Origin of the sequence: Kribbella sp. NBC_01510 (assembly GCF_045040325.1) — a bacterium.
Classification (GTDB): Bacteria; Actinomycetota; Actinomycetes; order Propionibacteriales; family Kribbellaceae; genus Kribbella.
On record NZ_CP109418.1, the window covers coordinates 3,660,937 to 3,673,800 of the forward strand.

Genomic DNA, 12,864 nt, shown 5'->3' on the forward strand with positions numbered 1-12,864 from the left:
ATGTCAATCACCACCGCCCAGGAGGATCACAGTCGATGCGCCGACAAATTGGTATATCAACGCGAATCGCGGCCGGGGTGCTCGCGGTCGCCGTCCTCGGCTCGCTGAACACGGCCGCGGCCGACGCCGGGACGAATCCGGCGGCTCGTGCGCAGGCGTCGTACGACGCGATCAACAAGTACTTCGACGCGGGCAACGGACTGTTGCTCGAGGAGTACCCGAACACGCAGACCAACCCGTACTCGTACGTCTGGCCGTACTCGCAGGCGGCGATCGCAGCGGAGGACCTGGCGGGTGTGCCGGGTGCCGGCCGGAAGGCGTCCGAGGAGGCCGACCGGCGGATCGCGGCGTACGAGCCGTACTGGAACGCCGGTACGACGCCGACGGGCTACGACTCGTATGTCCGCCCGCCGCTGGGTCAGGGCGGGGACAAGTTCTACGACGACAACGAGTGGATCGGACTGAACCTGATCCAGCGATACAAGCGGACTGGTGACCGCGCTGCGCTGGCTCGGGCCAAGGACATCTTCACGCTCGTCGTGCACGGCTGGGACACGGATCCGTCACACCCCTGTGCAGGTGGCGTCTACTGGACCCAGGCCCCGTGGAGCCAGGACCGCAACACGGTGTCGAACGGGCCGGGTGCTGAGCTCGGTGCACATCTGTACCTGCTGACGCGGGACCGGTCGTACCTGACGTGGGCTCAGACGATGTACAAGTGGGCGCAGGACTGCGTGCTGGCGCCGAACGGCTTGTACTGGGACCACATCGACCTGGCCGGCAACGTCGAGAAGACCCAGTGGAGCTACAACCAGGGCGTGATGCTCGGTGCGGGCGTCCTGCTCTTCAAGGCGACCGGCAACCGGCAGTACCTGGCTGACGCGAAGTCCGTCGCGACGGCGTCGCTGGCGTTCTACAGCACGCCGGAGATGCTGGCCAAGCAGGGTGCGGCCTTCAACTCGATCTGGTTCAAGAACCTGCTGATCCTCGACTCGGTGGCGCCGGACCCGCGTTACCGGCAGGCCATGCAGGCGTACGCCGACAACAACTGGAACACCACCCGCGACCCGGCCACCAACCTGTACCACTTCAAGGACGGCTCGGTCGAACTCCTCCAGCAAGCCGGCATCACCCAAGTCCACGCCCTCCTCGCCTGGCCCCGCAGCCGCTACGGCCTCCTCGCCTGACCCCAAGCAGTTACGTCCGAAGAAGTGAGGCCTATAGCGCTCGCTTCTTCGGACGTAACGAAGGTCAGGCTGCGGCGGTTGCTGTTTTGATCTCCACCGGAGTGATGGGGGTTCCGTCGGTGGGACCCTGCTGCGGGGTGACGCCTGTCTTCGCGACCTTGTCGATCAGCTTGAGGCCGGCCTCGTCGACGGTGCCGAAGGCCGTGTACTGCGGGCCGAGTCCGGACGCATCGCCGTACACGATGAAGAACTGACTGCCATTCGTGTTCGCCCCGGAGTTCGCCATCGCGAGCACACCGCGGCCGTACTTCAGCGTCGGGAAGACCTCGTCCGCGAAGCTGTAGCCCGGACCGCCACCACCGGTGCCGGTCGGGTCGCCACACTGCAGGACCTGGAGGCCTTCGCCGACCGTGAGCCGGTGGCACTTGGTGTTGTCGAAGAACTTCTGCCCGACCAGGCTGAGGAAGTTCTTCACCGTGCACGGCGCCAGCGCGCTGTCCAGCGTGAGTTGCAGGTCGCCGATCGACGTGTTCAGGCTGACCTTCGAGGTGCCCGACGCCTTGGTCTTGCCGTCGGCCGGCGGGTTCACCGGCTTGCTGGCCGGCTCGGCGCTCTTCTTGTACGCGCAGCTCACCTGCGCCGGCAACGGCGTCGGCCGCTTCAGCGGCGCCGCGAGCGCGGTCGGGATGTTCGTCGCCTTGTTGTCCGGCCCGGCCGACGAGGGCAGCTCGGTCGGCGCGGCCGCCGGGGTGTCGCTGCTGCCGCCGGTCCCGATCACCACGAAGACCCCGACCACGACCACTACCACCGCGGCGATCGCCGTGATGGTGATCCCCAGGTTTCGCCGCTGCCGTCGCCGCTCAGCTTCCCGCTCGGCCTGCCGTTTGGCCTTCCGCTGCGCCAGCTGATGCTGATGGGTCTTCTTGGACATGCAGTACCCTCCTCACCGAGATGCCTGCAGGGAACCTACAGCGTCAACCTGAGAACTGTCTGTCAATCCGGCTGCAAACCGTCCTCGACGGCTTCTAGGCCCGCCGCACCGCCGGCGGTCAGTCCTTGATTTCGCAGAGGGTGGCGCCGGCGGAGACCGTCGCGCCTACTTCGGCGGTCAGGCCGGTGATGGTGCCGGACTTGTGGGCGTTGAGGGGTTGTTCCATTTTCATGGCTTCGAGGACGACGACGAGGTCACCTTCGGCGACGGTGGCGCCTTCTTCGACGGCGATCTTGACGATGGTGCCTTGCATGGGGGAGGTGAGGAAGTCGCCGGAGGCGGCGGCACCCTTGCCGGTGCTGCCGGCTCGGCGGGCCGGCTTCTTCTTGCCGGCGGCGGGTGCGGCACCGGCGCCGAGGCCGGCGGGGAGGACGACCTCGAGGCGTTTGCCGCCGACCTCGACGGTGACCCGCTCGCGTTCGCCGGTCTCCTCGACCTCGGCGGTCGGACCTTCGTACGGCGTGAGCTGGTTGTCGTACTCGGTTTCGATCCAGCGCGTGTGGACCTTGAAGCCGTCGGTGCCCACGAAGGCGGGGTGCGACACGACGGCCGCGTGGAACGGGATGACCGTCGGCATGCCTTCGACGACGAACTCGCGCAGGGCCCGGCGGGACCGTTCCAGCGCCTGGGTCCGATCGCGACCGGTGACGATCAGCTTGGCCACCAAGGAGTCGAAGGCGCCGGGGACGGTCTCGCCCTGGTCGTAGCCGCCGTCGAGCCGTATGCCGGGACCGGAGGGTGCGTGCCAGCGGGTCAGCGTGCCCGGAGCGGGCAGGAATCCTCGCCCGCCGTCCTCCGCGTTGATCCGGAACTCGATCGAGTGCCCCGACACGACGGGATCGTCGTACCCGAGCTCCTCGCCGTTGGCGATCCGGAACATCTCTCGGACCAGGTCCAGTCCGGTGACCTCCTCGGAGACCGGGTGCTCGACCTGCAGCCGGGTGTTCACCTCGAGGAACGAGATCAGCCCGTCCTGCCCGACCAGGAACTCACACGTGCCCGCCCCGACGTACCCGGCCTCCCGCAGGATCGCCTTCGACGCCGAGTACAAAGTCTCCACCTGCTCGGACGACAAGAACGGAGCAGGAGCCTCCTCGACCAGCTTCTGGTACCGGCGCTGCAGCGAGCAGTCCCGTGTCGACACCACCACAACGTTGCCGTGGGCATCGGCCAGGCACTGGGTCTCGACGTGGCGCGGCTTGTCCAGGTATCGCTCGACGAAGCACTCGCCGCGTCCGAACGCGCTGACGGCCTCACGCGTCGCGGACTCGAACAGCTCCGGCACCTCCTCCAGCGTGCGGGCGACCTTCATCCCGCGGCCGCCACCGCCGTACGCCGCCTTGATGGCGATCGGCAGGCCGTATTCCTCGGCGAACGCGATCACCTCCGAGGCGTCGGCGACCGGGTCCGGCGTACCGGGGACCTGCGGCGCGCCGACCTTGTCGGCGATGTGCCGCGCCTTCACCTTGTCGCCGAGCGAGTCGATCGCCGAAGGCGGCGGCCCGATCCAGATCAGCCCGGCGTCGAGGACGGCCTGGGCGAAGTCGGCGTTCTCGGCCAGGAAGCCGTAGCCGGGATGTACGGCGTCCGCACCCGAGCGGGCCGCGACGTCGAGGATCTTGGCGATGTTCAGGTAGGAGTCGGCCGGTGTGGACCCGTCGAGGGAGTACGCCTCGTCGGCGAGCCGGACGAACAGCGCGTCCCGGTCCTGGTCGGCGTACACGGCGACACTGGCCAGGCCCGCGTCGGCGGCGGCCCGGACGACCCGGACGGCGATCTCGCCCCGGTTGGCGACCAGCACCTTGGTGATCTGCTTGCTGTCGGACACAGCTGACTCCCTTCGGCTGGCCCGAGTCTAGGGTCAACCAGCCCTCGAAGGAGACAGGGCGTTCCTCACATCACGGCGGGCGGGCGCTCGAAGTACGACTCGAGGACGACGATCGTCTGCGTGCTGGTCACGCCGTCGATCTGGTGCAACGCGCGCAGGGTCGCCTGGAGGTCCTCGGTGGTCGCCGTCCGGACCTTCACCAGGACGGATGCCGGCCCGGCGATGATGTGCGCCTCCTGGACCGCCGGAATCGCACGAAGAGCGTGCAGCGTCGGCTCGTCGCCCATCCAGGCGCTCGCGTCGAGTAGTACAAAGGCCAGCACGCCCTGACCGAGAGCGGCCGGGTCCACCTCGACCGTCGTCCGCCGGATCACACCGGCCGCCTTCAGTTTGCGCACCCGCTCATGCGCTGAGCCCGCCGACAAGCCGACCGCCTGGCCCAAGGCGGCGTACGACTGCCCGGCGTCGTCCTGCAAGGCGCCGAGGAGCTTGCGATCCAGATCATCTATGGTCATCTATAGCTCTCTCCGAATCTCATCCTGTTCAGAGCGAGTGTAACAGGATATGGTTCTGAGTATGCCCATCATCCTCACACCCACCCCGCCGCGTATCCGGGCCGAGCTGGTGAAGCTCGACGACCGGTTCACCGTGGCCGGCGACGAGTACGTCGAGTGCCTGTACGACGGCGGTCGCTGGCTGGAAGGGCCGGCGTACGCACCGGCCTGGCGCTGCCTGATCTTCAGCGACATCCCCAACGACCGGCTGCTCCGCTGGGACGAGGTCTCCGGTCAGGTGAGCGTGTTCCGTGAGCCGTCCGGCTACATCAACGGCAACACGATCGACCGCACCGGCCGCCTGATCAGCTGCTCCCAAGGCGACCGCAGCGTCATCCGGACGGAGTACGACGGGAGCCGCACGGTGCTCGCGTCACACCTGGACGGCCGCCGCCTCAACAGCCCGAACGATGTGGTCGTGCGCAGCGACGGCTCAATCTGGTTCACGGACCCGCCGTACGGCATCACCTCGAACTACGAGGGCCACGCGGCCGAGCAGGAGATCGACGGTTGCCACGTCTACCGGATCGCCCCGGACGGCGCGCTGACCGTGGTCGCCGACGACTTCATTCGCCCGAACGGCCTCGCGTTCTCCCTTGACGACAACCAGTTGTACGTCGTCGACACCCCGGGCAAGCACATCCGCCGGTTCGGCGTGGACGGCGAGAAGCTGACCGGGGGCGAGGTGTTCGCGCCGTGCGAGGCGGGCATGTTCGACGGCATCAGGCTGGACAGCGCCGGCCGGGTCTGGGCGGCGACACACGAAGGCGTGCACTGCTTCGCCCCGGACGGCACGCTGATCGGCAAGCTCCTGCTGCCGGATGTCGTGTCCAACCTGACCTTCGGCGGCCCGAAGAAGAACCGCCTGTTCATCACCGCCACCACGTCGGTCTGGTCGTGGTTGCTCAACGCAACAGGCAACTGATCGGCGCAGCGGGAGGTCCAAACGGCGGGCGGGCGGGGGCGGCTCGCGCCGGAAGCGCATAGGCTCGTCGATGACTTGCAGCCGAGTTCGCGAGGAGTGGTGATGACGGGCATTCTCGAACCGTTGGCGGGGACCGCACCAGCCGTCTGGGAGGCGCTGGACGACCGGTTCGCCGGGATCCGCGGGGACAGCCTGCTCGAACGCCTGTGGACCGGCGGCCGGTGGGTGGAAGGTCCCGTGTACTCGCCGGCCGGCCGCTATCTGCTCTGGAGCGACATCCCGAACGACCGCATCCTGCGCTGGGACGAGACGTCGTACCAGGTCTCGGTCTTCCGGCAGCCGGCCGGGAACACGAACGGGCACACCCGCGACACCGAGGGCCGCCTGGTCAGCTGCGAGCACGGCAACCGCCGGGTGAGCCGGACCGAGCACCACGGCGCGGTCACCGTGCTGGCTTCGGAGTACGAAGGCAAGCGGCTGAACAGCCCGAACGACGTGGTCGTCAAGCGCGACGGCTCGGTCTGGTTCACGGATCCGGCGTACGGGATCGACAGTGACTACGAGGGGTACAAGGGCGCGATCGAGACGGGTGGTTGCCACGTTTACCGGATCTCGCCGGACGGGGTGCTGACCCGGGTCGCCGACGACTTCAACCGGCCGAACGGACTGGCGTTCTCGCTCGACGAATCGTTGCTCTACATCGCCGACTCGGAGGAGGGGACGCTCCGCGTCTTCACTGTCAACGGCGACAAGTTGTCCGGCGGCGAGCTGTTCGCCGAATGCGGCAACGGGATCTTCGACGGCATCCGGCTCGACACCGAGGGCCGCCTCTGGGCTTCCGCTGCCGACGGCGTACACATCTACCACCCCGACGGCACGCTGCTCGGCAAGCTCCTCGTCCCCGAGACCGTCTCCAACCTCACCTGGGGCGGCGCCAAACGCAACCGCCTCTTCCTCACCGCGACCACCTCGGTCTACTCCCTCTTCACCACCGCGAACGGAGCGCCGCAGGCGTACGGGCCGCACCGCTGAGGAAACTCGGTCGCCGACTCGGTGGTCGGCACGCGATGATGGCCTGCTGACCACCGATGAGGAGGGCGGCTGTGCTGACGGAGGACGACGTACGCACGAAGGACCGGGTGTGGCGGGTGACGGCGTTCACGGTCGTCGTCGCCAATGTGGTGCTTGGTGTCGTGGAGCTCAAGTATTACGGCGGTGTGAGTGACGACTGTTTGTTCGACAGCCCTGAGTGCGGCCGGCGAATCGACCATGCGCTCGACATTTCGAACACGTGGGAAGGCATCGCGGCGCTGCCGTTGGTGCTGTCGCTGTTCCTGCCGTTGCGGCGGAGTACGACGCCGTGGCGGATCGCGTGTGTCGCCGTACTCGCGCTGTCGTTCGTCGTCCGCCTGATCCTGCTGATCAGCCACTGAGGAGGAGGAGCCATGCATCGAATCCCTGAGCATCTGCGTGAGATCGCCGATGCGGTGGTGGCTGCGGCCGCTGGTGACAGCCGGATGTCGGCGGTGATCGCCGGTGGGTCGATCGCGACCGGAACCAGTGACGAGTATTCGGATCTGGATCTCGTGCTGGTGTGCACGGCGGACGGACAGCAGGAGTGCCTGGCGGAAGCACCGGAGTTCGCCGGGCGGCTGGGGCCGCTGCTGGCGAGCTTCACCGGGGAGCACGTCGGTGAGCCGCGGTTGCTGATCGCGCTCTTCGGGCCGCCGCTTGTGCACGTCGATCTGAAGTTCGTCACGGCGGACGACCTGCGGGACCGGGTCGAGGACGGTGTCGTGCTGTGGCAACGGGACGGCACGGTCGATCGCGCTTACAGCACGTCGCAGCCGAGGTGGCCGCAGGTCGATCCGCAGTGGATCGAGGACCGGTTCTGGGTGTGGGTGCACTACACGGCGGTGAAGATCGCCCGCGGTGAACTCTTCGAGGCGGTGGAGGCGCTGGACGCGATCCGCTCGGCCGCGATCGCGCCGCTCGCGACCCTGGGCCGGACGTCGAAGCCTACCCGCGTACGGCGGTTGGAGACGCTGGCGCCGGAGTTGGTCCCGGAGTTCCGGGCGACCGTGGCGATCGCGGATCGGGACGACTGCCTGCGGGCGTTGAACGCGTCCGCGGAACTGTACCGGAAGGTCCGGGACAGCAGTGGCGTCACGGTGGAGCGGCGTACCGCGGCCGAGCAGGCGGTGGCGGACTTCCTGGCTGGATGAGCCGGCAGGCCTGGGGTACGGCGATACCCCAGGCCCCACCGGTTACAGCTTCTTCAGTTGGTCGATGACGGTGAAGACGGCCAGGAAGCCGAAGGCCAGGAACGAGAACCACAGCACGGCGGTGCGCCAGGTCGTGATCCGGATCGCCTTCGGCAGGGCCCGGGAGTTCATCCACCAGAGCAGGCCGGAGTACACGAACATCATCGTGCCGGCGGTGCACGCGGAGATCACCAGCAGCACCAGCGGCTGGTCCAGCCCGGCCAGCAGCACGAGGATGCCGAAGGCAACCAGTCCCCAGACCAGCCAGAAATACAGCTTGGACTCGGTGACCTTCGATTCGCGCAGGTAGCGGGACTTGATCATGTCCGAGGCCAGCCGGGACGTGTAGTCGACGATCCCGGCCGCGGCCGCGAACAGCGCGAACGCGCCGATCGCCCAGAACAGGTAGCCGAACCAGCCGCCGACCAGGGACTGCAGGGTCGTGCCCTCGATCTTCAGGAAGCTGATGTTGTTCTTGACGTCGGGGTTACCGAACAGCGTCGCGTGCGCGAGCATCGAGGTGAACACGATCGTCAGCACGGTGATCGCCACGAAGGTCGCGGCCTGCTCGATGTTGGCGAACTTCCACCAGCGCCGCCAGCGGGCCATGTTGGCCTCGTCGGGGGTGAACGTGTAACCGTTCGCGGTCGGGTCGGCCTCGGTCTCACCGGTGACCGGCGACGTCAGCCGGGGCACGTGCTGCCCCATCCCGAAGCCCTTGTCCCGGATCCAGTTGCTCTGCACGAGATTCTGGCCGCCACCGGCACCGGCATACGCGATCGCGCCCATCACCAGCGCGAACCCGAGCTGGTCGACCGGGAACTGCGGGTGGGTGACCGCGTCGCCGAGCGCGCTGTACGTCTTGCCGCGGATGGCGAAGACGAGCGCCAGGACGACGAGCAGCGCGACGGCGGCGATCTTCACCGCGATCAGCCGCTCGAGCATCACGTAGACGACCGGCGCGAAGGTCAGGATCACGCCGATCACCAGCAGGATGCCGATCGCGATCCAGCGCGGGTCGCCGGCGCCGAACAGATAGGTCAGCATCGCCGCCGAGCTGGTCGCCCAGCCGGGCCACATGTTCGCGAAGTAGGTCATGATCGCGAAGAACAGGCCCCAGTGCTTGCCGTACCGGTTGAAGCCGGTCAACGCTGTCTCACCAGTTGCCAGCGTGTACCGCTCGATCTCCATGTTCAGGAACCACTGGATCACCACGCCGACGACGGCGCCCCAGAGGAACACCAGTCCGACCTGACTGGAGATGTACGGCCAGAGGATGAACTCACCCGAGGCCAGCCCGACCCCGGCGCCGACCATACCGGGGCCGACGATCTTCCAGGTCTTGGTGGGCGGTTCGGGGAGGTCGCGGACCTGCGGTGCGGGCAGGTTCTTGGTGGGCAGTGCGAACTTTCCGTGGTCAGTGGTCGTGATGTCTGCCATCGGCTCCTCACCTCCTCGGCCCCCTTTCTGCGGAGGTTAACGAAGACTGCCGACACAGGCGACCCGACACAGGTGGATGGCAGACTGCCGGACATGAGTGGGGTGACGGTGGTACTCGCATCGTACGCCGGTGCCGCGAGTGCGCCTGCTTACGTCCGGCTGGCCGGGCTGGTCGACGAACTGCAGGGCGAGAAGCTGGTACGGCGTGACGCCGCCGGGCCGATCGTGGTCTTCGATGACCCGGCGACCGCGGTCTCCGCAGCGCGGACGTTGCGCGCGGCCGCATCCGGCGCGCCGGCGGCCGAGTTGCTGCGGATCGCCGTACACACAGGCTCGGCGACCGGTGTGGCGGTCAGGCATGCCGAGCAACTGCTGGAGATCGCGAATCCCGGGCAGACGTTGCTGACCGCAACCGTCGCGGCCGGCCTGCCCGACGTCACCGATCTCGGCGTTCACCGACTGAAGGATCTCGGGTCGCCGGAGCGGATCTTCGAGCTCACGGAGACGACCGGGCCGCTGCGCTCGCTGGACCGGGTGCCGAACAACCTGCCGGTGATGTTCACCAGCTTCGTCGGCAGGCAGACCCAACTGGCCGCACTGCGGACGCAGCTGTCCGGGAACCGCCTCGTGACGCTGACCGGCCCAGGCGGCAGCGGCAAGACCCGGCTGGCCGCTCAGTCCGCGGCGCAGTTGGCAGAACGCTGGCCGGACGGCGTCTGGTGGGTCGACCTCGCCGCGGTCACCGAGGGCAAGCAGATCACGGAGGCGGTCGCGACCGCGGTCGGCGTACTGGTCGAGGCCGGCGATCGCACCCGCCTGCTGATCGGCCAGTTGCGGATCAAGCAAGCCCTGATCTGCCTGGACAACTGCGAGCAGATCATCGACGCCGTCGCGGAGTTCGTGGTCGCGCTGCAGACCGCGTGTCCCGAGATCTCCGTACTCGCGACGAGCCGCGAACCGCTGGACATCCCAGGCGAGGCGATCTGGCGCGTGCCCGCCCTCGCGCCGGACGAGGCGCGGACACTCTTCGTGGAACGCGCCGGATCCGAGTTTCCCGAGTCGGAGCAGGCGATCCGGTCGATCTGCGTCCGCCTGGACGGGATGCCGCTGGCGCTGGAACTGGCCGCGGCCTGGGTACGCACGCTGACGCCGGAGCAGATCGAGTCCGGCTTGGACGACCGGTTCGGCCTGCTGACGAAGAACGTCCGTGGTGTCGCGGCCCGGCAGCAGACGCTGGCCGCGTCGATCGACTGGAGTCACGAACTGCTCGATCCGGACGAGCGGCAGGTGTTCCGCCGGTTGGCCGTGTTCGCCGGCGGGTTCACTTTGGACGCAGCGCGGGCCGTGTGCGGACGGGACGGCGTACTGGAGATCTTCGGGCGGCTTGTCGACAAATCGCTTGTTGTCGCCGAGGCCGGACGGTACCGGCTGCTCGAGACCATCCGCGAGTACGCCGGTGCGCGGCTGCGGGACGCGAATGAGGAGGACGCCGTCCGCGATCTGCAGCTCGATCATTACCTCGCCGTGGCCGAGACGGCAGAGCCGTTGCTGGACAGCGATCGGGACAAGTGGCGAGCGCTGATCGAGCCCGATCGAGAGAACTACCGCGCGGCACTGGACCACGGACTGTCCCGCAGCGACACCGAACGCGGCCGCCGGCTGGCCGCCGCGTTGCCCTGGATGTGGAACCTGCAGGCGACAGGCTCCGAGGGTATCGGCATCCTCCGGCGCGCGATCGACTCCGCGCCGGACGAGAGGTCGTTGCTGCAGGCCCGTTTGCTGTACGGATACGCGTCCGTCGCCGATACCGTCGACCCGTTCGGGTACGACGCGGCCGGCCGGGGTCTCGAGTTGGCCACCGAGCTCGGTGCCGATCGGCTGCGGTCGTTGCTGCTCGCTCTGGTTGCGGTCGGCAAGTTCTTCACCGGATTCCAGCAGGCCTGGGACCTGACCGAGGAAGGACGTCTCCTGGCCGAGGGGATCGGCGACGACGCCGCTCGCGACGCCAACCTCGCGCTCCAGTGCGTGTTGCTGGCGCTGTGGGACCGGCACGACGAGCTGCGTGCGATGCTCGAGGTCGTCACGCCGGGCCTGCTCGCCCGCGGGGAGCGCGGTATCGCAACCACGGTGCTGCTGGTGCGATCCGAGAGCCTTGCGTCGACCGGCGAGCTGCGACAGGCGATCGAGGTGGCCGGACAGGCCCTCGCAACGGCCGAGCCGCTGGCCGACTTCCATCGTGTCGGGACGGCCCGCGGTCAGTTGGCGACGTTGCTGGCTCGGTCCGGGCGGCTTGACGAGGCGTACGCGTTGATGCAGCCGCTCCTCGATCTGGTCGACGCGGCGGTGGTCCCGAACCTCGGTCAGGTGATGGGCGTGCTGTCACTGTGGAAAGGCGACCACGACGCCGCTGTCGAGTGGCTGCGGCCCATTGTGGATCCGGACAGCCCGATGGCGCAGACATATGTGCCGGCGATGCTCCTCCCGACGTACGCCGCCGCGCTGCAGGCGGGTGGACACACGGCGGAGGCGATCGAGTCCGCGGACCGTGGGGCGAGTCTTTCCCGGGAGTACGGCCTGCCGAAGATCCTCGCCGACGCGCTCGACCAACTGGGGCGATGCCTGATCACCGATCAGCCCGACAAGGCCGCCGACCTCATGCACGAGTCGCTGACCACGAGACTCGACCATGGCCTGCGCGCACAACTAGTCGACAGCCTCGAATCCCTCGCCCTGCTGGCGAGCCACACCAACCGCCCCACCGACGCAGCTCGGCTGACGGCCGCGGCCGCCGCCGCACGCACCGCCCTCGGTTACACAGCCCCGGCCGGTCTGGTCACGCCGGCCGGTCTGCTCACGCCGGCCGATCGACCGGAGTCAATGAGGGTCGACGAAGCGCCGTTGTCGCTGGACGAGGCTGTTGCGTATGCGCGTCGTACCAGGGGAGCGAGGGGCCGTCCGTCGAGCGGGTGGGCGAGTCTGACGCCGACCGAGGAGCAGGTCGTCGCGCTCGCGGTGGAAGGGCTGAGCAACCCCGAGATCGGCGAGCGGCTGTTCATCAGCCGGGGCACGGTGAAGACGCACCTCGCACATGTGTACGCGAAACTCGGCGTCGCCAACCGCACCGAACTCGCATCACTCAAGAAGACCTGAGCTCAAGAAGACTCGAGCATCTCGAGTGCCTTGCTGATCCGCCGTACCCGCGTCTCCGGCCTCTTGGCGTCGTTGATCGCGTTCACGTGCTCCCGCCGGTGGCTGTAGCTGAGCGCATCGAATGCCTTCCGCAACCCGGCCTCCTGCAGCGCCGCGGCGAGATCCGCCGGCACCTCCACCGTCCGCTCGGCCGCGTCTCGCACCAGCGTCACGGTCACCGGATCACCAGCCCCCTTCCCCAACTCACTCCGAATACTCTTCAGGATCCCCAGCGCCATACACCCACCCATCGACGCGATCGACCCCCGATAGGCGATCCCGTCGAACGTCGCCTGCACCGGAATCCGCCCACCACCTCCGAGCGCGGCAACGACCTCCCCAGGCACCTCCACCCAGACCCCACCCCCGTCATTCACCACAATCGTCCCCTCGAACGTCTCCATGAACCAAAGGCTACAAAGCGAACGAGAGAAGGCGAGCATCACGAGGAGAGGTCACCCACGTAGAGGTCTGGGGCAGGTTGAC

The 12,864-nt window shown here is 68.0% G+C and carries 11 protein-coding genes; 6 read left to right on the forward strand and 5 right to left on the reverse strand.

The window, feature by feature from the left end; all coding sequences use genetic code 11:
- Positions 1-35: 35 nt before the first annotated feature.
- The gene (locus tag OG558_RS18240; RefSeq protein ID WP_405071325.1) at positions 36-1,187 is read left to right on the forward strand and encodes a glycoside hydrolase family 76 protein; all 1,152 of its coding nucleotides are present in this window, start codon (positions 36-38) and stop codon (positions 1,185-1,187) included.
- A 64-nt stretch (positions 1,188-1,251) separates the two neighbouring features.
- On the opposite strand, the gene OG558_RS18245 is transcribed toward OG558_RS18240, so the two are convergent.
- The 3 genes from OG558_RS18245 to OG558_RS18255 all read right to left on the reverse strand — a co-directional run bounded on the left by OG558_RS18245 (position 1,252) and on the right by OG558_RS18255 (position 4,521).
- The gene (locus OG558_RS18245) at positions 1,252-2,118 is read right to left on the reverse strand and encodes a peptidylprolyl isomerase (RefSeq protein WP_329484529.1); all 867 of its coding nucleotides are present in this window, start codon (positions 2,116-2,118) and stop codon (positions 1,252-1,254) included.
- 118 nt (positions 2,119-2,236) lie between these two features.
- On the reverse strand, positions 2,237-3,988 hold the full coding sequence (locus OG558_RS18250; protein ID WP_405072182.1) for an acetyl/propionyl/methylcrotonyl-CoA carboxylase subunit alpha: 1,752 nt from the start codon (positions 3,986-3,988) through the stop codon (positions 2,237-2,239).
- A gap of 83 nt (positions 3,989-4,071) precedes the next feature.
- Positions 4,072-4,521: an Lrp/AsnC family transcriptional regulator gene (locus OG558_RS18255; RefSeq protein ID WP_405071326.1), complete on the reverse strand. Its 450-nt coding sequence runs from the start codon at positions 4,519-4,521 to the stop codon at positions 4,072-4,074.
- A 61-nt stretch (positions 4,522-4,582) separates the two neighbouring features.
- On the opposite strand from OG558_RS18255, the gene OG558_RS18260 reads away from it, so the two are divergent.
- The 4 genes from OG558_RS18260 (at position 4,583) to OG558_RS18275 (ending at position 7,710) form a co-directional block, all read left to right on the forward strand.
- Positions 4,583-5,485, forward strand: a complete 903-nt coding sequence (locus OG558_RS18260; protein WP_405071327.1) for an SMP-30/gluconolactonase/LRE family protein — start codon at positions 4,583-4,585, stop codon at positions 5,483-5,485.
- Positions 5,486-5,587: 102 nt separating this feature from the next.
- Positions 5,588-6,517, forward strand: a complete 930-nt coding sequence (locus OG558_RS18265) for an SMP-30/gluconolactonase/LRE family protein (protein WP_405071328.1) — start codon at positions 5,588-5,590, stop codon at positions 6,515-6,517.
- A gap of 71 nt (positions 6,518-6,588) precedes the next feature.
- Positions 6,589-6,918, forward strand: a complete 330-nt coding sequence (locus OG558_RS18270; protein WP_405071329.1) for a hypothetical protein — start codon at positions 6,589-6,591, stop codon at positions 6,916-6,918.
- 12 nt (positions 6,919-6,930) lie between these two features.
- On the forward strand, positions 6,931-7,710 hold the full coding sequence (locus OG558_RS18275) for an aminoglycoside 6-adenylyltransferase (protein WP_405071330.1): 780 nt from the start codon (positions 6,931-6,933) through the stop codon (positions 7,708-7,710).
- A gap of 42 nt (positions 7,711-7,752) precedes the next feature.
- Here OG558_RS18275 and OG558_RS18280 read toward each other — a convergent pair whose 3' ends face one another.
- Positions 7,753-9,189 carry an Nramp family divalent metal transporter gene (locus OG558_RS18280; RefSeq protein ID WP_329484536.1) on the reverse strand — a complete coding sequence of 479 codons (1,437 nt, stop codon included), beginning with the start codon at positions 9,187-9,189 and terminating at the stop codon, positions 7,753-7,755.
- 93 nt (positions 9,190-9,282) lie between these two features.
- Between OG558_RS18280 and OG558_RS18285 the strand changes: the two genes are divergently transcribed.
- Positions 9,283-12,339, forward strand: coding sequence for a LuxR C-terminal-related transcriptional regulator (locus OG558_RS18285; RefSeq protein WP_405071331.1), 3,057 nt, complete (start codon positions 9,283-9,285; stop codon positions 12,337-12,339).
- A gap of 2 nt (positions 12,340-12,341) precedes the next feature.
- Here OG558_RS18285 and OG558_RS18290 read toward each other — a convergent pair whose 3' ends face one another.
- Complete coding sequence (locus tag OG558_RS18290; protein ID WP_405071332.1) at positions 12,342-12,782, reverse strand: YdeI/OmpD-associated family protein; 441 nt, start codon at positions 12,780-12,782, stop codon at positions 12,342-12,344.
- Between the last annotated feature and the right edge of the window lie 82 nt (positions 12,783-12,864).

What these genes read in the sequence shown, in the direction of transcription:
- OG558_RS18240 (WP_405071325.1), top strand. Translation starts at nt 36, where the DNA reads ATGCGCCGACAAATTGGTATATCAACGCGAATCGCGGCCGGGGTGCTC.
- OG558_RS18245 (WP_329484529.1), bottom strand. Translation starts at nt 2,118, where the DNA reads ATGTCCAAGAAGACCCATCAGCATCAGCTGGCGCAGCGGAAGGCCAAA.
- OG558_RS18255 (WP_405071326.1), bottom strand. Translation starts at nt 4,521, where the DNA reads ATGACCATAGATGATCTGGATCGCAAGCTCCTCGGCGCCTTGCAGGAC.
- OG558_RS18260 (WP_405071327.1), top strand. Translation starts at nt 4,583, where the DNA reads ATGCCCATCATCCTCACACCCACCCCGCCGCGTATCCGGGCCGAGCTG.
- OG558_RS18265 (WP_405071328.1), top strand. Translation starts at nt 5,588, where the DNA reads ATGACGGGCATTCTCGAACCGTTGGCGGGGACCGCACCAGCCGTCTGG.
- OG558_RS18275 (WP_405071330.1), top strand. Translation starts at nt 6,931, where the DNA reads ATGCATCGAATCCCTGAGCATCTGCGTGAGATCGCCGATGCGGTGGTG.
- OG558_RS18280 (WP_329484536.1), bottom strand. Translation starts at nt 9,189, where the DNA reads ATGGCAGACATCACGACCACTGACCACGGAAAGTTCGCACTGCCCACC.
- OG558_RS18285 (WP_405071331.1), top strand. Translation starts at nt 9,283, where the DNA reads ATGAGTGGGGTGACGGTGGTACTCGCATCGTACGCCGGTGCCGCGAGT.
- OG558_RS18290 (WP_405071332.1), bottom strand. Translation starts at nt 12,782, where the DNA reads ATGGAGACGTTCGAGGGGACGATTGTGGTGAATGACGGGGGTGGGGTC.